20 protein-coding genes are annotated in these 23,924 nt (G+C 72.0%); 7 read left to right on the forward strand and 13 right to left on the reverse strand.

Annotated elements, in window-relative coordinates:
• Positions 1-74: 74 nt before the first annotated feature.
• Complete coding sequence (locus FHS34_RS01930; RefSeq protein WP_184959575.1) at positions 75-3,377, reverse strand: S8 family serine peptidase; 3,303 nt, start codon at positions 3,375-3,377, stop codon at positions 75-77.
• A gap of 154 nt (positions 3,378-3,531) precedes the next feature.
• A complete protein-coding gene (locus FHS34_RS01935; protein WP_184959577.1) occupies positions 3,532-4,074 on the reverse strand; it encodes a CGNR zinc finger domain-containing protein in 543 nt (180 codons plus the stop codon).
• Positions 4,075-4,199: 125 nt separating this feature from the next.
• Between FHS34_RS01935 and FHS34_RS01940 the strand changes: the two genes are divergently transcribed.
• The 5 genes from FHS34_RS01940 (at position 4,200) to FHS34_RS01960 (ending at position 8,581) form a co-directional block, all read left to right on the forward strand.
• Positions 4,200-4,646, forward strand: coding sequence for a VOC family protein (locus FHS34_RS01940; RefSeq protein ID WP_184959579.1), 447 nt, complete (start codon positions 4,200-4,202; stop codon positions 4,644-4,646).
• A gap of 2 nt (positions 4,647-4,648) precedes the next feature.
• Entirely contained in the window at positions 4,649-5,539 is an 891-nt protein-coding gene (locus FHS34_RS01945) for a pyridoxamine 5'-phosphate oxidase family protein (RefSeq protein WP_184959581.1), read from the forward strand.
• On the forward strand, positions 5,536-6,003 hold the full coding sequence (locus FHS34_RS01950; RefSeq protein ID WP_184959583.1) for an NUDIX hydrolase: 468 nt from the start codon (positions 5,536-5,538) through the stop codon (positions 6,001-6,003). The genes FHS34_RS01945 and FHS34_RS01950 overlap by 4 nt, the downstream gene beginning before the upstream one ends.
• Before the next feature lie 93 nt (positions 6,004-6,096).
• Entirely contained in the window at positions 6,097-7,236 is a 1,140-nt protein-coding gene (locus FHS34_RS01955) for a serine hydrolase domain-containing protein (RefSeq protein WP_184959586.1), read from the forward strand.
• Positions 7,237-7,387: 151 nt separating this feature from the next.
• On the forward strand, positions 7,388-8,581 hold the full coding sequence (locus FHS34_RS01960) for a glycosyltransferase (RefSeq protein WP_184961286.1): 1,194 nt from the start codon (positions 7,388-7,390) through the stop codon (positions 8,579-8,581).
• A 3-nt stretch (positions 8,582-8,584) separates the two neighbouring features.
• Here FHS34_RS01960 and FHS34_RS01965 read toward each other — a convergent pair whose 3' ends face one another.
• The 3 genes from FHS34_RS01965 to pepN form a co-directional block, all read right to left on the reverse strand.
• Positions 8,585-9,391, reverse strand: coding sequence for an SGNH/GDSL hydrolase family protein (locus FHS34_RS01965; RefSeq protein WP_184959588.1), 807 nt, complete (start codon positions 9,389-9,391; stop codon positions 8,585-8,587).
• 182 nt (positions 9,392-9,573) lie between these two features.
• On the reverse strand, positions 9,574-10,623 hold the full coding sequence (locus tag FHS34_RS01970) for a hypothetical protein (RefSeq protein ID WP_184959591.1): 1,050 nt from the start codon (positions 10,621-10,623) through the stop codon (positions 9,574-9,576).
• Positions 10,624-10,830: 207 nt separating this feature from the next.
• Positions 10,831-13,413 (reverse strand): aminopeptidase N, encoded by a 2,583-nt coding sequence (pepN, locus tag FHS34_RS01975; protein WP_184959594.1) that lies wholly within the window; start codon positions 13,411-13,413, stop codon positions 10,831-10,833.
• Positions 13,414-13,553: 140 nt separating this feature from the next.
• Between pepN and FHS34_RS01980 the strand changes: the two genes are divergently transcribed.
• Positions 13,554-14,216 carry a mycothiol-dependent nitroreductase Rv2466c family protein gene (locus tag FHS34_RS01980; protein ID WP_184959608.1) on the forward strand — a complete coding sequence of 221 codons (663 nt, stop codon included), beginning with the start codon at positions 13,554-13,556 and terminating at the stop codon, positions 14,214-14,216.
• A gap of 129 nt (positions 14,217-14,345) precedes the next feature.
• On the opposite strand, the gene FHS34_RS01985 is transcribed toward FHS34_RS01980, so the two are convergent.
• The 8 genes from FHS34_RS01985 to FHS34_RS02020 form a co-directional block, all read right to left on the reverse strand.
• Positions 14,346-14,993, reverse strand: a complete 648-nt coding sequence (locus FHS34_RS01985; RefSeq protein ID WP_184959611.1) for a superoxide dismutase — start codon at positions 14,991-14,993, stop codon at positions 14,346-14,348.
• A 122-nt stretch (positions 14,994-15,115) separates the two neighbouring features.
• The gene (locus FHS34_RS01990) at positions 15,116-16,498 is read right to left on the reverse strand and encodes an amino acid permease (RefSeq protein ID WP_184959614.1); all 1,383 of its coding nucleotides are present in this window, start codon (positions 16,496-16,498) and stop codon (positions 15,116-15,118) included.
• 122 nt (positions 16,499-16,620) lie between these two features.
• Positions 16,621-17,511, reverse strand: a complete 891-nt coding sequence (locus FHS34_RS01995) for a TauD/TfdA dioxygenase family protein (RefSeq protein WP_184959617.1) — start codon at positions 17,509-17,511, stop codon at positions 16,621-16,623.
• A 20-nt stretch (positions 17,512-17,531) separates the two neighbouring features.
• Positions 17,532-18,872: an LLM class flavin-dependent oxidoreductase gene (locus FHS34_RS02000; protein ID WP_184959701.1), complete on the reverse strand. Its 1,341-nt coding sequence runs from the start codon at positions 18,870-18,872 to the stop codon at positions 17,532-17,534.
• Positions 18,869-19,603, reverse strand: coding sequence for an ABC transporter ATP-binding protein (locus tag FHS34_RS02005; RefSeq protein ID WP_184959704.1), 735 nt, complete (start codon positions 19,601-19,603; stop codon positions 18,869-18,871). The genes FHS34_RS02000 and FHS34_RS02005 overlap by 4 nt, the downstream gene beginning before the upstream one ends.
• Entirely contained in the window at positions 19,579-20,427 is an 849-nt protein-coding gene (locus FHS34_RS02010; protein ID WP_184959706.1) for an ABC transporter permease, read from the reverse strand. The genes FHS34_RS02005 and FHS34_RS02010 overlap by 25 nt, the downstream gene beginning before the upstream one ends.
• Positions 20,424-21,464 carry an ABC transporter substrate-binding protein gene (locus tag FHS34_RS02015; protein WP_184959708.1) on the reverse strand — a complete coding sequence of 347 codons (1,041 nt, stop codon included), beginning with the start codon at positions 21,462-21,464 and terminating at the stop codon, positions 20,424-20,426. The genes FHS34_RS02010 and FHS34_RS02015 overlap by 4 nt, the downstream gene beginning before the upstream one ends.
• Positions 21,465-21,669: 205 nt before the next feature.
• Positions 21,670-22,869 (reverse strand): ROK family transcriptional regulator, encoded by a 1,200-nt coding sequence (locus FHS34_RS02020; protein WP_184959710.1) that lies wholly within the window; start codon positions 22,867-22,869, stop codon positions 21,670-21,672.
• 440 nt (positions 22,870-23,309) lie between these two features.
• Between FHS34_RS02020 and FHS34_RS02025 the strand changes: the two genes are divergently transcribed.
• On the forward strand, positions 23,310-23,924 hold the full coding sequence (locus FHS34_RS02025; RefSeq protein ID WP_184959712.1) for a biotin transporter BioY: 615 nt from the start codon (positions 23,310-23,312) through the stop codon (positions 23,922-23,924).

Here is a 23,924-nt window from a genome sequence, read left to right on the forward strand (position 1 = left end):
GCGCCCGTCGGGCCGCCCGCCCCTCGCCTTCACGTCACCCCGTCACGGCGTGACCTCGTGTTCGCGTCACCCCGTTACGGCGTGACCTTCCCGATCTTCACGCTGCCGGTGCCGGCGACCGTGCCGTGCGCGTTCACCAGCTGCACCCGGCCGAAGAACTCGCGGCCGGCCGGAGCCTCGGAGGCGGCCGTGACCTGACCGGTCACCGTCGCCGACGCGCCCGTGCCGAGCTCGACCGGGGCCGAGCCGTCGACCGTGACGGAACCGAGCGCGGAGGAGAAGAACACGTCCCGGTAGTCGTAGTCCGTGGAGCCGGACGGGACCGAGTAGCCCACGACCTTGATGGTGTAGGTGCCGGCGGCCGGGGACGGCACGGAGACCGCCTCCTCCGAGTCACCGTCGGCGGACTTGCCGACCTCCTTGCCGGCCGCGTCGTACACCGTCAGGTCCAGGTCGGCCGCCGCGTCGGAGACGCCCCCGATGGCGACGTCGAGCGAGGTCGCGCCGGCCGGGACGGTCACCGTGGTGGTCTGCGTCTCGCCCTCCTTGATGGCGGGGCGGGCGGACTTGGCGGAGCCGAGCGGGCCGCCGACCAGCTTGCCGTCCAGCGCGGCGTACTTGTTGGTCACCTTCCAGGAGGCGGTCACCGGGGTGCCGACCTTGGCCTCGGGGACGGTCACGGTCTCCGGGTCGAAGGCCGCGCCGAGGACGGAGACGTCCAGCTTGTACGGGTTGTCCAGCAGCGGCGAGGTGCGGCGCGCCTCCACCTCGACCTCCCAGACGCCGGGCTGCGGGTCGGCGTACGCGCGCACGTCGGGCTTGCAGCCGTTGCCGTCGAGGTAGTTGTTGTAGCAGTACGGCGTCGAGGTGTTGTCGGACGGGACGCCGTACGGGTGGATGGCGATGAACCGGGTCTGGCTCTTGTCCTTCAGGCCGCCGATCGCGACCTCCAGCGACTTGGCGCCCTCGGGCACGTTCACGAAGTACGACCGGGTGGCGTTGCGCTGCACCGAATCCGACGCCGACCAGGTGAAGTCGACCGGGGAGGCGACCACGACGGTGGTGAGGATCTGCTTGTCGACGCCCTCCGTGCGCGGGTCGTCGACCTCCAGGATCGCGCTCTTGATGCCCGCCGACTTCGGGGCGGCCTGCACCTTGACGGTCACCGGCTGGTTCAGCGGCAGCTTCACGACGTCGTCGCCGACGATCCGGAAGGTGTGCCCGGCGTTGTTCTCGAAGTGCAGCTCGTGCCGGACGGCCTTGTCCGGGCCGGAGGTGCGGGTGATGGTGACGTCGTACGTCTTCTTCTGGCCCGCCTTCAGGCCGCCCTCGCGGTCGTAGAGGCCGGTGCCGAAGCCCGGGGTCTTCAGGGCGTAGTCGATCGCGGTGTCGACGGGCGCCTTGACGGTGTAGTCGTGCGCGTCGGCGTCGTCCTTGATCGACTCCCACGCGTCCGGGACGTTGATGAGGCCCGCGCCCTCCTCGTACGCCTGCGCACCCTTGATGTGGTCGGCGGTCGAGGTCAGTGCCGTGCGCAGCTTGGCCGGCGTGAGGTCGACGCCCTTCTGCTTCGCGGCGCTCAGCAGCAGCGCGGAGGCGCCGGCTGCTTGCGGGGAGGCCATCGAGGTGCCCTGGAGCATCGAGTAGCCGGCCGGCAGCGAGTAGCCCGCCTCGGCGACCGGGGAGCCCGGCAGCCAGGTCTGGGTGGTGTTGATGGAGGCGCCGGGCGCGCTCAGGGTCGGGGTGAAGCCGCCGTCCTCACGCGGGCCGCGCGAGGAGAACGGCATCATCGCGTACCTGGTCTCCACGGCCGAGCCGTAGTTGGCGGCCCAGGTCTCCTTGGAGATGGCTGCGCCGACCGAGATGACCTTGTCAGCGAGGCCGGGGTCGCCGATGGTGTTGGCGCCGGGGCCGGAGTTGCCCGCGGAGATCACCAGCTGGACGCCGTAGGTGTCGATGAGCCGGGTGTACAGCTCGGCGCGCGCGTTGTTGCCGTCGTTCAGCGCCGGCAGGCCGCCGATCGACATGTTCACGATGTCGACACCGCGGTTGGTGACGAGGTCGATCATGCCCTCGGTGAGCGCGACGTTGGTGCAGCCGCCGGTCCAGGTGCAGGCCCGCGAGGAGACGATCTTCGCGCCGGGGGCGGCGCCGTTCATCCTGCCGCCGAACAGCCCGTGGGCGGAGGTGATGCCGGCGACGTGGGTGCCGTGCTCGGACTCGATGACACCGATGTTGACGAAGTCGGCCTTCTTGCCGACCCAGTCGCCGCCGTACGGGTCGGTGGGCACGTCCTTGCGGATCTGGACGACGAACGGCTGCCGCTCGACGACGTCGGTCTTCGGGTCGTCGGTGCCGAAGTAGCCGATCTGGTAGCCGTCCTTGTACGGCTTCATCGGCGTGTCGTCGGTGAAGTCGAAGTTGTTGTTCAGGTCGACGCGGACGGTGCCGGCGGCCGGGTCGTAGAGGATGCCCCAGGCGTCGGTGGTGTCGCCGTCGCGGTTGGCGTCGCCCTTGGCGTCACCGCCGGCCGTCGCGGACTCACGGAACACGTTGATCTGGTAGTCGCCCGCGGGCGCCTTCCAGCTCACGCCGCCGTAGCTGAACGACGGGCCGCTGACCGGGTTGGTCATCCGGCGCCAGGTGCCGTCGCTGTCGATGATCGGGTCCGTCGCGGTGACCCAGTCGACGATCTTCCGCTCGCCGGTGGTGGTCTTCTGCAGCGCGGGGTGGCCGAGGTCGACGCCGGAGTCGAGGATGCCGATGGTGATGCCGCGGCCGTCCGCCTTCGGGTGGTCCTCGACGAAGTCGACGGCACCGGTCTCGAAGGAGGGGTTGTACGGGTTCTCCGCCGGGGTGTTCCTGCCCGGCGCCGGGTAGGAGCCCGCGGCCTTCCCGGACCTGTCCGCGGTGTCCGCGCCCGGCGTCGGGTCGTCGAGCGGGATCTCCTGCCTGAGGTCGATGGCGTGCACCGAGGAGAGCCCGGCCGCCGCCTTGATGGCCGCGTCGGCCCTGGCGGTGGGGACGGTGGCACGGACGTAGCCGACCTTGTCGTAGCTGCGGCCCACCGAGCCGCCCTTGACCGCGTCCAGCTTCTCGGCGACCTGCTCGGTCTGTCCCGGGGCCGTCGCGATCATCATCGTGACGTTCTTGTCGCCGGCGGCCTTGGCCTCGGCGAGCACGTCGGCGTCGTCCGAACCGAGCTTGTCGTGGCCGGACTTGACCGGGTCCGCGGCCGGGGCGGGCGGAGCGTCCGCGGCGAGGGCCAGGGGGACCGGCCCGGCCGCGGAGAGAGCGGCCACCACACCCACGGCCACGGCTATGCGGGCCAGGCGTCTCGGGCCGGATATGGGATCACGCTCGGGCGTGTGGGTCATCGGCATCCCTCAGGTAAAGGAACGAGCGGACGAGAGCGCTCAGCTTTACCGAAGGGCACGCCTTTGGGGACCCGTTGACCGAATCGATATGCATGTATGGGGAAAACCCCCGATGGGATTTGAGCGTATCCGGCCCTGATGGTCCGGTATTTGCTCAGTTCTCCTTCGAACGCGCGTAATGGCGGGATGCCTTGGCCCGGTTGCCGCACGCCGCCATCGAGCACCAGCGGCGGGTGCCGTTCCGGGAGGTGTCGAAGAAGTGCAGAATGCAGGCGCCGCCGGCGCAGGTGCGGATCCGCTCCGGGGCCCGGGTGAGCAACTCCAGGTAGTTCCGGGCGGCGAGCCAGGCCGGCGCCCAGGCCGGGTCGGCGAACTCGGGCTCCTCGGCCGGGCCGTCGGCGGTCAGCCGGGCCCGGATGCGCCCGTGTCCCAGCACGGCGTCCACGAGCGGAGCCGCCTGTTCCGCGGGGCCGTCCACCGCGGCCCGCAGTGCCTCCCGGGCCTCGCGGAGGTGGTCCAGTACGGCGGTGTCGGCCGGGTGGTTTCCGGCCAGCCCGTTGCTCGCGAGCCACACGGCGAGCCCCTCCGGGTCCGCGAGCAGGTCCTGGACGACGCCGTCCCTGTTCCAGCGGGTGTTCAGCAGGTCGAGCGCCAGGGGCTCGCCGGTGAGCGGGCGGGGATCGCGGGCGGTGGGCATCGGGCATTCCTCCTCGGCTAACCAGTAAAGGGTACGTGAGCGGTTGACGCTGTCGAAGCTAACTGTCTAATGTGATGGCAATGGTTAGATATGCCTGCGAGGGCAGGCAGCCGAAGGGGAGAGCCATGACCTTGCGCACCAGCCACACCGGCCTCAACGTCACCGACGTCGACCGCTCGCTCGCCTTCTACCGGGACGTCCTCGGCTTCACCCTGCTCGCCGAGGGCAAGGGGGACGGCCGGCGCTACGCCTTCCTGGGCGACGGCGGCGACCGGCCCGTCCTCACCCTGTGGCAGCAGGCGCGGGGTCCGTACGACGGCGGCCGGGCCGGGCTGCACCACCTCGCCTACACCGTCGACTCGGTGGACCGGGTCCGCGCCTACGAGACGGCGCTGCGGGCGGCCGGGGTGGAGTTCGCCCACGACGGCGTGGTCGCCCACCGCGAGGGCTCGGCCTCGGGCGGGATTTTCTTCCACGACCCGGACGGCACCCGCCTGGAGATCTCCGTACCGCACGGCGCCGAGGACGCCCCCGCCCCGCACGGATCCGCTCCGACCTGCGGTTTCTTCTAGTCATGGGCGTGTATCACGCGGGCTCGCGGGCCGTGCAGGACCTGGTCGGCGTCCGTGAGCGCGCCGACCACGTGGGGCGCTCCCTGGGCCAGGACATCAAGGTCGTCGCGGCGGCCTTCCTGGAACTCCAGCCGCTGCTGGTCGTGGGTGCCGCGGACCCGGGGACGGGAGGGGTGTGGGCGTCCGCGCTCACGGGCGCACCGGGCTTCGTCCGCGCGACGGGGCCCCGCCGGATGTCCGTCGTCACCGGGGCCCGGCACGGCCCCCTCGCCGCGGCCCTGGCCACCCCCGGCACCCGCGTCGGCACCATCGCCCTGGACCCCCGCACCCGCCGCCGCATGCGCCTCAACGGCCGCCTCACGCCCACGGCCCGGGGCTTCGCGGTCGAGGCGGACCAGGTGTTCTCCAACTGCCCCAAGTACATCCAGCGCAGGGACTCCTACGAGACGCCCGCCGGCCGCACACCGGGCACTTCCCGCCGGCTCACCGGCCTCCACGCGGACGCGGAGGCGTTGATCCGCTCCGCCGACACCTTCTTCCTCGCCACCGTGCACCCCGGCGGAGCCGACGTCAGCCACCGCGGCGGCAACCCCGGCTTCGTCCACGTCACCTCGCCGCGCGAACTGGCCTGGCCCGACTACTCCGGCAACGCCATGTTCCTCAGCCTCGGCAATCTGCGCGCCGACCGGCGGGCGGGCCTGCTCTTCCTCGACTGGGACACGGGTACCACCCTCCAGCTCACCGGCGAGGCACGCGCCGAGTTCGCCCCCGACGGCACCCGCGCCGTCCGTTTCACCCTCGCCGAGGCCTGGTGGACCCCGGCCGCCCTGCCGCTGCGCTGGAGCCCGCCGGAGTACTCGCCGGCCAACCCGCCCGCTAACGTCGGGGAATGAGACAGAGGTTGAGGGTGGCGGCCTACGCCGTGTGCGTGCGCGACGGACGGATCCTGCTCGCCCGCTCGCCCGGGCCGGACGGCACGCCCGAGTGGGTGCTGCCCGGTGGCGGCATGGAGCACGGCGAGGACCCGTACGACACCGTCCGCCGCGAGGTCACCGAGGAGACCGGCTACCGCATCGAGGTGACCGGTCTCCTCGGCGTCGACTCCTCCCGGCGGGTCTTCCCCGGCGGGCGCCCGCCGCGCCGCACCGACCACCACGGGCTGCGCGTCATCTACGAGGGCGAGGTGGTCGGCGGCGAACTCCGGTACGAGGTGGGCGGTTCCACCGACTTCGCCGCCTGGCAGGACCTGGACGCCGTGTCCGGACTCACCCGCGTGCGCCTGGTCGACGTCGCCCTGCGGCTGTGGCGTGAACGCCCCCCGCACGGACGCCTGGAGGAGCTTCCCCGGAAGGGCTGAAAGTCGCCCAACCGGCCCACATCGAGGCAACCTTCGCGCAACACCTCAGGGTCCCTTCCCCCGACCGTGTCACACCACAGGCTGGGGGAAGACATGCGCGTACGCACGGCTCTCGTCGGGAGCACCGCCCTCCTCGTCACGGCGGTCCTGGCGGGCCAGGCCGCGGCCGCCACCGCGGGCCACCCGGGCGGCGGCCACTCGGGCACCCGCGAGGCGATCCGGGCGGCGGTCGAGGCCGGCGTGCCCGGCGCGACCGCCACCGCGAAGGACTCCCACGGCACCTGGTCCACGACGGCCGGCGTCGGCGACCTGCGCACGGGCGAACCCCGCTCGGCCGCCGACCGCTACCGCGTCGGCAGCATCACCAAGACCTTCGTGGCCACCGTCCTGCTCCAGCTGGAGGCGGAGGGCCGGCTCTCCCTGGACGACACGGTCGACCGGTGGCTGCCCGGCGTGGTGAGCGGCCACGGCCACGACGGCCGGCGCATCACCGTCCGCCGGCTCCTCAACCACACCAGCGGCATCTACGACTACACCTCCGACGACGACTTCGGTCGCACCCACTTCCTCAAGGACGGCTTCTTCCGGCACCGCTACGACACCCTCGCCCCGGACGACCTGGTGGCGATCGCGATGCGGCACGCGCCGGAGTTCGCACCGGGCACGTCCTGGAGCTACTCCAACACCAACTACGTCGTGGCCGGCATGCTGATCGAGAAGGTGACGGGCCACTCCTACGCCACCGAGATCGAGCGCCGCGTCCTCGGCCCCCTGCACCTGACGGCCACGTCCGTGCCCGGCACCAGGGTCACCGTGCCGCGGCCCAGCGGTCGCGCCTACTCCAAACTCGCCGAGACGACGACGGGGCCGACGTACGACGTCACGGCCCTCAATCCCTCGATGGCCTCCTCGGCCGGTGAAATGATCTCGAATTCCGCGGACCTGGGCCGCTTCTACAGCGCTCTGATGCGTGGAAAACTTCTGCCGCCGCGCCAGCTGAAGGAAATGAGGACGACGGTGAAGATCGACGGCGTCCCGAACGTCCGCTACGGCCTCGGGCTGATGGACACCAAGCTGACCTGCGGTGTTCATGTCTGGGGCCATGACGGAGGCATCCACGGCTCCACCTCCTCGGCCGTGACGACGGCGGACGGACGCCATTTCCTCGCCCTCAATTTCAACGCGGACTGGACGGGGGAGCCGGCGCCCGTGATCGAAAAGGAATTCTGCTAGCCGACGTTTCATTCGCGTAGTTCTCCGTTAACGCCTACGTAACGTCCATACCGCCTCATATCGGCTAACCCGCTGTGAACGGGGATGGCTCGATCTTTTCGATCATTTATGCAAGGCGGGTGGTCGTGTGCGCGCAAGGCACGAACTGCGTGTGCTCTCGGTCTACGAGGGCTTCTTCTCCGGGGGCGCCCGGATCCTGCACTCCGACGTCGTTCTGGGACTGGCCGAGGGCGGCCAGTCCCACCAGGTGCTCAGCATCCACGGCGAGGTCCACCGCGAGGCCACCCGGCAGCGCATGGAGGACGACGCCTGCTACCGGGCGCTGACCGCCGGCGGCGTGGGTGTCACCTCGCTGGGCCGCACCGCCGGCCTGGTCGAGGGCACGGTCGCGGCGAACGTTTTCAGCGGGGAGGAGCTGGCCGAAACCGCACGGTCGATGGCCGCGGCCGAGGTGATCCTCTCGCTGAAGGAGCAGCCGCTGGCCCTGCTCAACCAGGCCGGACTGCCCCGCCGCCCGGTCGTGGTCTGCCTGCACCGCTCCGACCCGGAGAACCAGGGCCCCGCCCTGGACGAGCTGAAGGCCGCCATAGCCGACGGCACGGTGGTGGCCTGCGTGTGCTGCGCCGAGTCCACGCGGGCCGCGTACGAGGCCGCGGGCATCCCGCGCGAACTGCTGCACGTCATCCCCAACGGGGTGGACCTGCTGCGCTTCCGCCCGGACGCGGCGGCCCGGCTCGCCTTCCGCGCCTCCCTGGGCGTCCCGGCCACGGCACCCGTGATCGTCTTCGCGGCCCGCTACGCCACGATGAAGAACGTCCCGCTGCTGCTGCGGGCCGCCCGCGCCTGGCTCGCCCGCGAGCCCGAGGGCCGGGTCCTGATGTGCGGCGCGGGCATGGACGGCGCGAACCCCGCCCTGGCGGCCGACCTCGCGTCCGCCTTCGGCCCGCACCGGGACCTCGCGGCACGGGTCCGCCTCCTCGGCGTACGCCGTGACATGGAGGCCGTCTACGCCGGTGCCGATGTCGTCGCCCTGACCTCCGCCTCCGGCGAGGCGGCGCCGCTGTGCCTGATCGAGGGCATGATGTGCGGCGCGGTGCCCGTGACGACGGACGTCGGCGACAGCGCGGAGATCGTGCGCGGCCACGGTTTCGTGACCCCGCCGGACCCGGAGGCCATCGCCCTGGCCTGGGCGGCCGCGGTGGCCGGCCGCGCCGGCCTCGCCCCGGCGCTGGCGGCCGCCCGTGAGCGGTTCAGCCGTACGCGCATGATCGCGGCGTACGCCGCGCTGCTCGACGGTCTCCACACCCGCTCCTCGCGTCTGCCGACGCTGCCCGAGCCGCTGTAGCGGTCAGGACGCGCGGGCGAGCACCGGCAGGTAGCCGAGCGACTGCCCCGGTGCCGTCGGGTGGTACGACTCGGTGATCGAGAACACGTCGACGCTGTGCAGCCACGGGTGGGACGAGCAGATCTCGTGGCCGGCGAAGGCGCCGGTCACGTCGGCGAAGGTGAACCCGTGGACGACGGCGCGCCGGGCGATCACCGCGTTGAGGTGGTCCACGGCGTCGTTGAGGGTGGCCCGCTCGCCGTCCGGGAGGCCCAGGGCGCAGCTGCCGCTGAGGTGGTAGAGGTGCGGGTAGCCGAGCACCACGACACGGGCCGCGGGCGCCCTGTTCCGGATGGCCGTGTAGAGACGGTCGAGGTCGGCGGAGAGGGGCCCGTCCATGGCGGCGCGGGACCGGGAGACGGCGGACAGGCACCGCTCGGCGCCGCCCAGCGCGCAGGTCGCCAGGACGCCGACGAAGCCCGAGTCGTGGCCGCCGACCGTGAGGGTGACCAGGCCGGTGCGGGCGCTGAGATGGCCGAGCTGCTCGGTCAGGACGTCCTTGGCGCCGGCGCCGTTGCAGGCGGCGAAGCTGAAGGACTCCGGCGCGTGGGCCTCGGCCCACAGCACGGGGAACGCCCGGCTGCTGCGCTTGCACTCCTTGCCGGAGGCCTCGTAGTCGCCGGCGCCGACACCGGAGGAGTAGGAGTCGCCGAGGGCCACGTAGCCGCCGGCCACGGTCCGGGGCGCCTGTGCCCTCGCGGGGGCGGCGAACGCGCAGGCGGCGGCGAGGAGGAGGGAGCACGCGCCGGCCGCTATTCGGGACTGTCTCATGACTCTCCTGTATCGCGGCCCGCGCGGCCCCGCCCGCCCCGCTGGTCCGTTGCGGTGAGCCCTCACCCGGTCGGCGCAGCAGAAGTGGCCGGGCGCCGGCACGCACGAGGAGGGGCCCCCGGCGTCCGGCCCGGTGGCCCCTCCTCTCCTGACGGCCTTCCCGCCGTTCCCCCGGTCCGTCACTACCGGGGGAGCACGACGACGTACGCGGCCGGGTCCCGGTCGCCGGACGCCATCAGCGCCGTTCGCACCACCGCGGCCTGCTGCTCCAGGGACTCCCTGAGCTTCCTCGGCGTGATGTGCACGACCGTGATGCCGAGGCGTTCCAGGTGCTCGCGCTTGCGGGCGTACTCCGACCACAGGGCGTCGTCGTCCTGCCGGTGGCCCTGCCGGGGTGCGCGCGTGTCCAGCTCCACGGCGACGGCCTGCTCCGGCCAGTAGGCGTCCAGACCGCCCAGGTGCGGGCCGCCGGGCAGGCGCAGGTCGACGTTCCAGGCCGGGTCGGGCAGGCCGAACTCGCGGACCATCCGGTACAGGCGGTCCTCGGCGATGGAGCGGCCCTCCGCGAGCAGCGCGTCCACCGCGTCCACCACGTGCGGGCGGCTCAGCAGCTTCGCCTGGGTCAGCTCCCGGACGACGGCCGCCGGTTCGCAGTGGCCGCCGCGCACCGACTCGGTCAGCAGCCGGCGTACCGCCTCCGCGTCCGTCAGCTCCGCCACGGCGTCCGCCAGCGCGCGCGTCACCGGCGCCACCGGCAGGCCCGTCACCACGTGCGCGGCGGGCAGGGCGGAGGTGCGCAGGACGCGGACGTACCCCGCGGAGCGCAGCCGGCGCGGCCGCAGGACCAGCACGTCCACGTGGTCCAGCGCGGGCAGCGGCGGGGTGGACGAGAAGCCGTGCAGGGTCAGCGCCGCCAGGCCGGTGATCACCGCCTCCGCGTACACCGGCCGGTGCGGGCTCTCGGCCGTCGGCTGGGCCGGCACGCCCGGCTCCGCCGCGCGGGCCGCGTACAGCAGGGCGCCGTGCAGCCGCTCCTCGCCGGTGGGCGGGCCGGGGTGCAGCAGGATCACGTTCGGGAGCAGCTCCCGCCAGGGGCCGTCGGGGCGGCACTGCTCGGTCACCTCGGCCGTGCCGACGCCGTGGGCGCGCAGCTGAGCTGCCGTCAGAACGCGGCGGTGAACGTCGGAGAGGTGGCGGAGGGGGCGGGGGGAGAGTGGGGTGTTGTGGGTCATGGCCTCGGGATTCCCGCGCCCGGGCCCGCCCGTAACCGCTGTTACACGGCCGTCGAAGAATGCGGACAAGGCGGGACTAAAGGTCAGGTGTTCGGATGCCGAGTAGGCAACGAAAACCCCTGGTCCGATCGGGTGCGGACCAGGGGTTACGGCTATGTTTGCCCGAATTTCGTAACGGTCACCGACCGGGCAAGCTCAGGCCAAAGCTCAGCGGTCGGAGGCCGCAGCGTCGCACGCCTGTGCGCGCAGCGCCCGCGCCAGGTCGTCCCGTGCCTCCAGCACCAGCCGGCGCAGCGCCGGCGCCGCGTCCTCGTGCGCCGCCAGCCACACGTCCGTCGCGTCGAGGATCTCCTGCCGGTCCTGGAACGCGGGGAACAGGCCCCGGACCACGTCCATGCCGATCTGGATCGACCGCTCCCGCCACACCCGCTCGACCGCGGCGAAGTACAGCTGCGCGTACGGCGCGGTCAGCTCCCGCTGCGACGGCTGGGCGAAGCCCGCGATCGTCGCCTCCACCAGCGCGTTGGACAGCGTGTCCGACTCCACCACCTGCGCCCACGCCTGCGCCTTGACCGCCGCCGACGGGCGCGCCGCCAGGCAGCGCACCTGGTGCCGCTTGCCGGACGCCGTGTCGTCCCGGGCCAGCTCCGCCGCCAGCACCGACTCGTCGGCCGCGCCGTGCGCCGCCAGCGGCTCCAGGAACGCCCAGCGCAGCTCCTGGTCCACCGCCAGGCCCTCGACCTCGCCCGTGCCGTCCAGCAGCTCCCGCAGCAGCCTCAGGTCCGGCTCGGCGGAGGCCACGGACGCGAAGAACCGCGCCCAGGCCAGCTGGTGCTCGCTACCCGGCCCGGCCGCCCGCAGCTCCCGCAGCGCGCCCTCGGCCAGCAGCTCCCCGCCGGTCTCCCGCCAGGCGGGCGCCGCGTAGTGCACCAGCGCCGAGTTCGCCCAGGCGTGCAGCATCTGGAGCACACCGATGTCCGACTCGCGTCCGGCGAACCGCAGCACCAGACCGATGAACTCCCGCGCCGGCAGCAGCCCGTCCCGGGTCAGGTTCCACAGCGCCGACCAGCACAGGGCACGGGCCAGCGGGTCGGTCAGCGCGCCCAGGTGCGTCCGCAGAGTCGCCAGCGAGGTCTCGTCGAAACGGATCTTGCAGAACGTCAGGTCGTCGTCGTTGACCAGCACCAGCTCCGGTGCCTCGGCGCCCGCCAGCTCCGCCACGACCGTACGCGGCTCGTGCACGTCCGTCTCCACGCGCGCGTACCGCTCCAGCGTGCCCTCGGGCGTACTCCGGTACAGGCCCACCGCGATCCGGTGCGGGCGCAGCTCCGGGTGCGACTCCGGAGCCTCCTGCACCACCGCCAGCTCCGCGATCCGGCCGCCCGTGGTGTCCAGCAGCACCTGCGGGGTCAGCGAGTTCACCCCCGCCGTCTGCAGCCAGGACCGCGCCCACCCCGTCATGTCCCGGCCGCTGGTCTCGGCCAGCACCGACAGCAGGTCGCCCAGGCGCGTGTTGCCGTACGCGTTCCGCTTGAAGTAGCGCCGGGCGCCCTCCAGGAACGCGTCCTGGCCGACGTACGCCACCAGTTGCTTGAGCACCGAGGCGCCCTTGGCGTAGGTGATGCCGTCGAAGTTCAGCTTGGCGTCCTGCAGGTCACGGATGTCCGCCGTGACCGGGTGCGTGGAGGGCAGCTGGTCCGCGCGGTAGGCCCAGGCCTTGCGGCGGTTGGCGAAGGTGATCCAGGCGTCCTTGAAGCGGGTGGCGCCCACGTTGGCGAACGTGCCCATGAAGTCCGCGAAGGACTCCTTCAGCCACAGGTCGTCCCACCACACCATGGTGACCAGGTCGCCGAACCACATGTGCGCCATCTCGTGCAGGATGACGTTGGCCCGCGCCTCATACGACGCCTGCGTCACCTTCCCGCGGAAGATGAACTCCTCCCGGAAGGTCACCAGGCCCGGGTTCTCCATCGCGCCCAGGTTGTACTCCGGCACGAACGCCTGGTCGTACTTCCCGAAGGGGTACGGGTAGTCGAAGTGGTCGTGGAAGAAGTCCAGGCCCTGCCGGGTGACCAGGAAGACGTCGTCCGCGTCGAAGTGCGGGGCGAGACCCTTGCGGCACATAGCGCCCAGCGGGATCTCCAGCTTCGTCCCGTCCTCGAAGGTGCGGGTGTAGGAGTCCGTCACGTAGTGGTACGGGCCCGCCACCACGCAGGTGATGTACGTCGAGATCGGCTTGGTCTCCGCGAACCGCCAGACGCCGTCGACGAGTTCACCCGTGCCGTTGCTCCACACCGTCCAGCCCTCGGGCGCCCGCACCTCGAAGCGGTACGGCGCCTTCAGGTCCGGCTGCTCGAAGTTCGCGAACACACGGCGGGAGTCGGCCGGCTCGTACTGCGTGTAGAGGTAGACCTCGCCGTCCTCCGGGTCGACGAAGCGGTGCATGCCCTCGCCGGTGCGCGAGTAGGCGCACTGCGCGTCCACGACCAGCTCGTTCTCCGCGGCCAGGTCCTCCAGCGCGATGCGCGAGCCGTCGAAGACCTCGCCCGGGTCCAGGTCCCGGCCGTTGAGCGAGACGGCGGTCACGCCCGGCGCGATCAGGTCGGCGAAGCTCGACGACCCCGGCTCGGCGCAGCGGAAGCGGACGGTCGTCACCGAGCGGAAGGTGCGCGGCTCGCCGTTCCCCTCACCGACGGCGGAACGGAGGTCGAGGGACACGTCGTATCCGTCGACGGACAGCAGCGCGGCCCGCTCCCGGGCCTCGTCGCGGGACAGATTCTCACCGGGCACGGACGGCACTCCCTCGTGATCGCATGGGTGTCGGCTGAACAGGACCGATCCTGCCATGTGCCCCTGACGGCGGACAGCGGGGAATGCCGTCGGCCGTGACCTCGTTGACGCCTCAAAAGTACGTTTCGCTGAGGAGCGCCATGTCCGAGACCGTCACCCCGTCCGGCAAGACCCCCGTCGACTTCTGGTTCGATCCGCTGTGTCCCTGGGCGTGGATGACCTCCCGCTGGGTGACGGAGGTGGAGAAGCTCCGTGACATCGAGGTCCGCTGGCACGTCATGAGCCTCGCGGTCCTGAACGAGAACCGGCTGGACGAGCTGCCCGCCGACTACCGCGAGCTGCTGACCACCAAGGCGTGGCCGTCGGTCCGCGTGGTCACCGCGGCCTGGCAGAAGCACGGCGAAGACGTCGTCGGCCCGCTGTACACCGCGCTCGGCACCCGCATCCACAACAACGGTGAGGGCGTGACCCGCGAGGCCATCGCCGGCGCGCTCGCCGACGCCGGCCTGCCCGCCGAGCTGATCGACTACGCCGATCAGGAGGACTTCGAGTTCGACGCCGAGCTGCGCGCCTCCCACAAGGACGGCATCGAGAGGGTCGGCCAGGACGTCGGCACGCCGGTCATCTCCCTGCCCGGCCCCGACGGCGAGCAGATCGCCTTCTTCGGCCCGGTCGTCACCCCCGCCCCGAAGGGCGAGCAGGCGGCCCGCCTGTGGGACGGCACGGTCGCCGTCGCCTCGGTGCCGGGCTTCTACGAGATCAAGCGGACCCGCACCAAGGGCCCGGACTTCAGCAATCTGTGACCCCGCGTGCCGGTTCGGCACGGACACGGAGGACCCCCGCGAGTCACGTCCTCGCGGGGGTCCTCTTTCATCCGCCTGCCGCCGTGAAGGGTGAGAAGACGATCACGAGGCAGGACGTCCGGGGGCCGCTCAGGGAGCGAGCAGCAGCACGTCCGCGCGGGACTTGGCGGCCTCGTACCGGCGGGCCACGTCCTGCCAGTCGACGACCTGCCACATCGCCTCGATGAAGTCCACCTTCTGGTTCCGGTACTGGAGGTAGAAGGCGTGCTCCCAGGCGTCGAAGACCAGGATCGGGGTGGAGCCCTGGCCCACGTTGCCCTGGTGGTCGTAGACCTGCTCCACGATCAGGCGCCCGCTGAGCGGCTCGTACGCGAGCACGCCCCAGCCCGAGCCCTGGGTGGTGGCCGAGGCCTTGGAGAGCTGCGCCTTGAACCCGGCGAACGAACCGAAGGACTCCCTGATCGCCTCGGCCAGCTCGCCCACTCCGTCGGCGGCCAGCGGCTCGCCCCCGCCGTCCTTCGGGCCGGTCATGTTCTGCCAGTAGATCGAGTGCAGGATGTGCCCGGAGAGGTGGAAGGCCAGGTTCTTCTCCAGGCCGTTGACCGAGCCCCACGTCTCCTTGTCCCGCGCCTCGGCGAGCTGCTCCAGGGTGTCGTTGGCGCCCTTCACATAGGCGGCGTGGTGCTTGTCGTGATGCAGCTCGATGATCTCGGGGCTGATCACGGGGGCGAGCGCGGAGTAGTCGTAGGGCAGGTCGGGCAGCGTGTAGACGGGCATGGGTGATCCCCTCCGGAACCTTATTGCAAGTCTCTTGCAAGTACACGCTAGCAACAAGAGTGAGCGGGCAACAGAAAGGCCCCCACGTGTCGCACGTGGGGGCCTCGCCCGGCCTGCGGAGATCAGCGCGCGGCGCGCGCCCGCTGCCAGGCGTAGCCGACCGCGGCCAGGGCCAGGGTCATGGCGCCCGTCGAGTACAGCTGGATCCGGGTGTCCGCCTCACGGGCCATCAGGACGAAGATCGCGACCATGCCGGCCAGCGCGACCCAGGTCAGCCACGGGAACGCCCACATGCGGACGACGAGCTTCTCGGGGGCCTCGCGCTCGATGCGGCGGCGCAGCAGCAGCTGGGAGACGGCGATGAAGATCCAGACGACCAGGATGACCGCGCCGATCATGTTCAGCAGCCAGGGGAAGACGTCGTCGGGACGCCAGTAGCTGAGCAGCACGCAGACGAAGCCGAAGAAGCAGGAGGTGAGGACCGCGGTCCGGGGCACCCCGCCGGACAGCCGCGCCAGCGCCTTGGGACCCTGACCGCGCTCGACCAGCGAGTAGGCGATGCGGGAGGAGCCGTAGATGTTGGCGTTCATCGCGGACAGCAGGGCGACCAGGACGACCACGTTCATCAGCTGGCCGGCGCCCGGGATCCCGAGGTGGTCGAGCGTGGCGACGTACGGCCCCTTCTCCACGACCTCCTTGGAGTCCCACGGGACCAGGGTGACGACGACCGCCATGGAGCCGATGTAGAACAGGGCGATGCGCCACATCGCGGTGCGGACGGCGGAGGCGACGCCCCGCACCGGGTCCTCCGACTCGGCCGCCGCGATGGTGACCGTCTCCAGGCCGCCGTACGCGAAGACCGAGGCGAGCAGGCCGACGAGAAGGCCTTCGCTGCCGTGCGGCAGGAAGTCGCTGAGGTTCGAGGCGCCGGGGGAGTCCGTGCCGGGCAGCACGCCCGCGACGGCCAGGACGCCCAGCACCAGGAACAGGCTGATCGCGCCGACCTTCAGGGCCGCGAACCAGAACTCGAACTCGCCGAAGTTCTTCACGGCGGCCAGGTTCGCCCCGCAGAAGACCACCATGAACAGGGCCACCCACATCCACTGCGGGGTGCCCGGCAGCCAGCCCTGGACGATCTTCGCGGCGCCGATGCCCTCCAGGCCGACCGCCGTGCACAGCAGCACCCAGAACGACCAGCCCGCGGTGAAGCCCGCCCACGGGCCGATCGCCCGCTCGGCGTGCGCGGAGAAGGAGCCCGACGACGGGTAGGCGGCCGACATCTCGCCGAGCATCCGCATGACCAGCATCACCAGGATGCCGGAGACGGCGTAGGCGATCACGACGGACGGCCCGGCGGCGGCGATGCCCGCGCCGGAGCCGACGAACAGCCCCGCGCCGATCACCCCGCCGAGGGCGATCATCGACAGATGGCGCTGCTTGAGGCCGTGGGAGAGGGAGCCGTCCGCCCGCTGCTGCGGTGGCGTCTCGGTGGTGGTGCTGGGCATGGGGCGCGGCTCTCCCAGTGCTGTAGGCGGGCAAAAACTCCGCCAGTCTGGGCGGCCCGTCCGCTCACGCGAAGGGACCGCCCATTATCCGGACACTCGCCGTACCCTGGGTGAATTTTCGATTACGCCGCCACGGGGGTGTAATGCGCGGCGTCGCCCTCGATCGAGTAGCTCTCCTTGCCCTCGACGCCGGCCGGGACGTCTCCGGCGACCGTCACCCGGTGCAGGCGGCGCGGCAGGCCGTCGTAGTTGTCGATGGCGTAGTGCTGCGTGATGCGGTTGTCGAAGAGGACCAGCTGGTTCTCCGACCAGCGGTGGCGCAGCACGTTCTCCGGGCGTGTGACGTACGCCTGGAACAGGTCGAGCACCTTGCGGGACTCGCCGGCCGACAGGCCCACGATCCGCTGCGCGAACCCGCCGACGAACAGCCCGCGCTCCCCGGTCAGCGGGTGGACCCGGACCACCGGGTGGGCGGTGCGGTACGTGATCGAGGTGAACCGGGCGCGCTGGGCGGCCCGCTCCTCGTCGATCTCCTCGTCCGGCACCGCGTAGTCGTAGTCGTTGGTGTGCTCCGCCCACAGGGTGTCGGCGAAGCGGCGCAGCGGCTCGGGCAGGTCGCGGTAGGCCGCCGCCGCGTTGGCGATCAGGGTCTCGCCGCCGTACGGCGGGACCGTGAGCGAGCGCAGGGTGCTGGCCTGCGGCGGGTTGAGGACGAAGGTGACGTCCGTGTGCCAGTGGTTGGCGCGGCCCCGCTCGCTGTCGACCGGCAGCACGTTCGGGGCGCCGTCGACCGCGCCGACGGTCGGGTGGGCGGTGGTGAGCTCGCCCAGGTGGCGGGCGAAGGCCTGCTGGCCGGTGTCGTCCAGGCGCACGTCGTCGAAGACGAGCGCCTTGTGGACGTTGAGGGCTTCCCGGATCGCCGCCACCTCCTGCGGGGCGAGCGGCCGGGAGATGTCGACGCCGGAGACCTTCGCGCCGATGCGTGCGGTGACCTTGGTGATCTCGATGGACATGTGCGCCGGTCCTTTCAGATTCAGACGAGGGCGGGGGCGGGGGCGAGGTACTGGTTGACGGGGCGGGGCAGGCCGTAGCGCTCCCGCAGCGTCCGGCGGGGGCCGTATCCGGTGCGCAGCAGGCCGCGGGCGCGCAGGAGCGGTACGACGTGCTCGACGAAGGCGTCCAGGCCGGAGGGCAGCACGGCGGGCATGATGTTGAAGCCGTCGGCGGCGCCCTGGGTGAACCAGGTCTCGATCTCGTCGGCGACCTGTTCGGGCGTCCCGGCGAAGGTGAGGTGCCCGCGTCCGCCGCCGAGCCGGCCGATCAGCTGCCGCACGGTGAGCCGCTCGCGCCGGGCCAGCTCCACGATCAGCGTGTAGCGGCTCTTGGCGCCCTCGATGGCGGACTCCGGCGGCAGGCCGTCGGGGAGCGGGGCGTCCAGCTCCAGGGTGCCCGGCTCCAGCCGCAGCAGGTTCTCCAGGCGGTCCACCCCGTGCTCGTGCACGATGTGGTCCTCCAGCAGCTGTTCGGCGGCCCGCGCCTCGGCCTCCGTCGAGCCGAGGACGGGCACGATCCCGGGCAGCACCTTGAGGTGTCCGGGGTCGCGGCCCGCCGCCCGCGTACGGGCCTTGAGGTCGGCGTAGAAGGCCTGCGCGTCGGCGAGGGTCTGCTGTGCGGTGAACACCGCCTCCGCGTACCGGGCGGCGAACGCCTTGCCGTCCTCCGAGGAGCCCGCCTGCACCAGGAGCGGATAGCCCTGCGGGGTGCGCGGCACGTTGAGGGCCCCGGCGACACCGAAGTACGTCCCCCGGTGCCGGGGCGGATGGACCTTGCCGTCGTCGCCCCAGACGCCGGCCGCCTTGTCGGCGACGATCGCGTCGTCCTCCCAGCTGTCCCAGAGCTTCAGCGCCACGTCCAGGAACTCGGCGGCGCGGGCGTACCGCTCGGCGTGCGCGGGCTCGGCGTCCAGGCCGAAGTTGCGGGCGGCCTCGGCACCGGCGGTGGTGACGATGTTCCAGCCGGCCCGGCCGGCGCTGATGATGTCCAGCGAGGCGAACCTGCGGGCCAGGTTGTAGGGGGAGTTGTAGGAGGTGGAGGCGGTGGCGATCAGGCCGATGTGCTCGGTCGCCGTCGCCAGCGCGGTCAGCAGGGTGAGCGGCTCCAGGGCACCGGCCGGCCGCTGGGCGAGGCTGCCCCACAGCTGGGGGCCGTCGGCGAGGAAGAGGGAGTCGAAGGTGCCGCGCTCGGCGGTCCGGGCCAGGCCGACGTAGTGGGCGAGGTCGACGTGCGCGTACGGGTCGCTCTCCGGGAGCCGCCACGACGCCTCGTGGTGGCCGGTGTTCATCAGGAACGCGTTGAGATGGAGTTGCCGGGTCATGCGTGGTCCTCCGTGACGCCGAGCGCGGCCAGCAGCCGCTCCCGGTACTCGCCCAGCACCGGCTCCCGGTAGGAGCGCGGGTGGGGACGGTCGATGATCAGGTCGAGGCCGATCCGGCCCCGGTCCAGTACGAGGACGCGGTCGGCGAGCACGATCGCCTCGTCCACGTCGTGCGTGACGAGCAGCACGGACGGCCGGTGCCGCTTCCACAGCTCGCGCAGCAGGCCGTGCATTTTGATCCGGGTCAGCGCGTCCAGCGCGCCGAACGGCTCGTCCGCCAGCAGCAGTTCGGGCTCACGCACCAGGGAGCGGGCGAGCGCCGCCCGCTGGGCCTCGCCACCGGACAGCTCGCCCGGCCAGGCCCGCTCGCGGCCCCCGAGGCCGACCTCCGTCAGCGCGGCCCGGCCGCGTTCCTCGGCGTCCTTGCCTTCGAGCCCCAGCAGGACGTTCGCCAGCACCCGGCGCCAGGGCAGCAGCCGGGAGTCCTGGAACACCATCGACACCCGCTCGGGCGCGGTGAGCCGCCCGCCGCCGGCGACCCCGTGATCGAGGCCGGCGATCGCCCGCAGCAGGGTGGACTTGCCCGAGCCGCTGTGCCCGAGCAGGGCCGTGAACTGTCCGGCCGGCAGGTCGAGGTCGATGCCGTCGAGGACCGTACGGCCCTCGAACGACCGGGTCAGGCCGCGCAGGCGCACGGCGGGACGGGTCAGTTGCTCAGTGTGCGGCGCCACGACAGCACCCTCCGTTCGATCAGGCGGACCACGCTGTCGGAGACCAGGCCGAAGACGCCGTAGATCAGCAGGCCGACCAGGATGACGTCGGACTGGCCGTAGTTCTGCGCCTGGAACATCAGATAGCCGAGGCCGCTGGTGGCGTTGATCTGTTCCAGCACCACCAGGCCCAGCCAGGAGCCGGTGACACCGAGCCGGAGTCCCACGAAGAATCCGGGCAGCGCGCCGGGGATCACGACCTGGCGGACGAAGGTGAACCTGGACAGCCCCTGCACCTCGGCGAGTTCGACGAAGCGGCTGTCGATGCCGGACAGCGCGGCGTGCGTGTTCAGATAGATCGGGATGTAGACGACGATCGCGATGATGGCGATCTTGAAGGTCTCGCCGATGCCCAGCCAGAGGATGAACAGCGGGATCAGACCGAGGGTGGGGATCGCCCGGTTGAGCTGCACCGTCCCGTCGATCAGCGCTTCCCCGGTCCGGCTGAGGCCGGAGGCGAGCGCGAGCAGCACGCCCGCGGTCAGGCCGATCGCGAAGCCGTACGCGGCCCGTTCCAGGGAGGTCAGCACGTCCGTGGGCAGCGTGCCGTCCGTCCACAGGTGGCCGGCCGTCCGCAGCACCGTCCACGGCGCCGGTATGGCCCCCGTGTCCAGCGTTCCGGCGGCCGAGGCCGCGGCCCACAGGACGAGCAGCACCAGGGGGCCGGCCAGCCGGGCGGCGGGCAGCCGGCGGCCGGGGGACAGACGCCTGCGCCGGCGCACCTGGGGGAGTTCGGCGGCGTCCGATGCCGCCACGGCGGTCGTGGTCGTGGTCACGGCGCTCACCTCCGGTACTCCGCCGGTACGGCCTTCGCGGCGAGGGACTCGAAGCGGTGGTCGAACAGGGCGGAGACGTCGAACTTCTTCACGAACCCGCCCTCGGCGAGCAGGTCGGCCGTCTCCTGCTCCCACTTGACCGCCTCGTCCCAGGCGGGCGGGAACAGCGGCTTGTTGGCGAGGGCGGTGATGGACCTCGCCTGCTCCGGGGTCAGGTTCTGCGTCTTGACGTAGAACTCCTCGTCCCACTGCTCGGGGTGCTCGTAGATCCACACCTGGCCCTTGGCCCACGCGGGGATGTAGGCGGCGATCGCGGCGGCCTTCGCCGGGTCGTTCAGCACGGACTGCGGCGCCCACAGCAGGTTCAGCAGGTCGACGACGTCGGTCTTGATGACCTGGGCGCCCTTGCCCTCGTACTGCTTCAGGTACGCCGGCGCCTGGCTGTTGGCGAGCGGGGCGATGTCCACCTGACCGGACTGCAGGGCGGTCAGGAACTGGTTGCTGGTCAGCGGGACCAGCTTCACCTCGTCGTACTTCAGGCCCGCCTGCTTCAGGGCCCGCAGCAGGACGACGCCCTGGGCCTGCCCCTGGGAGAAGGCGAGGCGCTTGCCCCGGAAGCCGGCGACCGTGCGGATGTCGCTGCCGGGCTTGGTGGCGAACAGGTAGTTGGGCTTGCGGGTGATGCCGATCGCCACGATCTTCGCGTCGAAGCCCTGGTAGTGCGCCTGGATCGGCGGGATGCCCGCGTTGTTGGCGAGGTCCAGGGACCCCGCGCGGAAGGCGTTGATGACGTCCGGACCCGCCCCGATGTTCACCCAGCTCGACACGGTGAAGGGCAGCTCGGGCAGCTTCGCCAGCCGGAACTGGAGCTGCTGCGTGTCCTGGTACGAGGCGATCTTCAGGCTGGTGCCGGCCGGGACCTTGCCGGCCAGCGGCCGGGTGGCGGCCCCGGCGTCGGCGGAGGCGTCGCCCTTGGCGCAGCCGCTGAGGCCCGCGACGGCGGCGGACGCCCCTACCAGGGAGGTGAGAAAGGCACGACGGTGCATGGGAGAACTCCCAGAGGAAAAGTGCGGAAAGGCAGGAAGAATTCCGGTGAGGCAGGCCGGAGGAAGGGAAACTCACACAGCGGGAAACACGCGCTTCACGCGCGGCAATATGTCAGCAACAGAAGGTGCGACAGCTGATGAGTACGTCCATGACCAGGATGTTCCCGGCCACGAACGCCTCCTGTCAACATTCCGAGTTTCTGAATTAAATAGTCTCAGGTGACGCGGCCAGTGGATCTTTGAACAACACGTCGAGCATCACGGAGCCGCCCGCGAGCGCCAGCACGGAATCCGGAAAACTGGTCGGCAGCACGGCCGCCGCACGGCTGTGCCCGGCCGCTTCCCGCAGCGCGTCCAGACAGTCCTCGAAGTGGCTGACGCCCACCTCGGTCACCACGACCGTCTCCGGGTTCAGCACGTCCAGCAGCAGCCCGGCCGCCCGCCCGGTCGCCCGGGCCCGGTCCACCAGCAGCCGCCGCGCCGCCGCGTCCCCGCCGGCCGCCGCGGCCACCACGTCCATCGGATCGGCCGAATCGCTCACCCCGGCCGCCCGGGCCCGCCGGCACAGCGTCCGCTCGCTCAGCTCCGCCTGGAGGCACCCGGTACGGCCGCACGCGCACGCCTCGGTGCCGCCCGGCACCGGCAGATGGGCGATCGTCCCGGCCGCCGACCGCGGACCGTGGTGCACCTCCTCGCCGGTCGCGAACGCCGCGTCGACCACGTTGCCCACGAACAGGTGCAGCACGCTGCGGCTGCCCCGGGCCCGCCCGAACAGCCGCTCCCCGTTCACCAACGCCCGCGCGTGGCCGTCCACATGGACCGGCAGTCCGGTGCGGGCGCCGAGCAGGTCCCGTACCGGCACGTCCCGCCAGCCCAGCAGTTCGTGCTCGACCACGGTGCCGGTCTCCCGGTCCACCCAGCCGCCGACCGCGACCCCGGCCCCCAGCGGGCGCCGGCCAGGCACCTCGGCGGACAGCCGCGCGAGCCCCTCGGCGGCCCGCGCCAGCACCCGGACCGGATCGGTCCTCTCGTGCTCCAGCTCCCGCCGGGCCACCACCCGGCCCCGCAGGTCCAGCAGCGCCACCGTGGTGTACGGCACGGCCACATGCACGCCGGCGACCAGGAACCGCGTGTCGTCCAGGTCGACCGGCACGTGCGGGCGGCCGACCCCGTTCGAGCGGCGGGGCGCGGCCGACTCCCGGAGCAGGCCCAGACCGCGCAGCCGGGCGCAGTGCTCGGTCACCGACGCCGGGGACAGCCCGGTCAGCCGGGCGATGGTGCTGCGCGCCACCGGCCCGTGCTCCAGCACGGAGCGCAGCACGACGCTGGCGCTGGTGCGCAGCCGGTCGCTGTCGGCGGCACGCGGGACGGGGGAGAGGAGAGCGGGGACCGCGGTACGGGGCATGGAGGACCGTCCTCGGGAACGGGGCCGACACGTCTCGGGGGCTCGAAAGCGGGCGAGGCGCGCCGGAAGAGTCCGCCTCTACCCCCGGCGGCGACAGGTGGCCGTGCCCTGGCGTCGCAGGTCGACATAGCGACGCGAGGTGAGGTTCCGGGACTGGGCGACCATGGCCGGAAGGGTAGGGCAGGGAAGGTGAATCCGACCAGATGGCCGGGATTCATTTGGCGAGACCGCACAGTTTCGTCGACGTCCCCGACACGTGAGCGAAACGTCCCTGCCTCAGTGATCAGCGTCACGCCGCGACCGGTGTAACCAGCACTCTTTGTCCGGAGCCCACCAAGCCCTCGTTGCGGCCTTTGTCGAGCGCTGACGGTGATCGTCCCGAGTCGCCTGGGATAGCGTCACCGTTGTCCCAGCATGTCCCCGTCACCCGCGGAGTCCCCATGAGCACCGCCACCGCCGTCGCCCGCCCCGGCGCAGTCCTCGCCGACCTGCTGCCGTCCCCCAGGCTCTCGGCTTCGCTGGGAGGCGCCTCCACTCGCGTCCGTGACGCCGCCCTCGTCGTCGGCGGCGCCGCGCTCACCGGCCTCGCCGCCCAGCTGTCCGTGCCGGTCCCCGGCTCCCCGGTGCCGGTGACCGGCCAGACCTTCGCCGCGCTGCTCGTCGGCACCGCCCTCGGTGCCCGCCGCGGCTTCCTCTCCCTCGCCCTGTACGCGGCCGTCGGGGTGGCGGGCGTGCCGTGGTTCGCGGACGGCAAGTCCGGCGCGGGCATGGTCTCCTTCGGCTACATCCTCGGCATGCTGCTCGCCTCCGCCCTCGTCGGCGCCCTGGCCCGCCGCGGTGCCGACCGCTCGCCGCTGCGCATGGCCGGCACGATGATCCTCGGCGAGGCCGTCATCTACGCGGTCGGCGTCCCCTACCTGGCCCTGGCGGCCCACATGTCCGCGTCCGCGGCGATCGCGGCCGGCCTCACCCCGTTCCTGATCGGCGACGCCCTCAAGGCCGTCCTCGCCATGGGCGCGCTGCCCGCCGCCTGGAAGTTCGCCGGCAAGCGCTAG

It is taken from the genome of Streptomyces echinatus (assembly GCF_014203595.1).
Classification (GTDB): Bacteria; Actinomycetota; Actinomycetes; order Streptomycetales; family Streptomycetaceae; genus Streptomyces; species Streptomyces echinatus.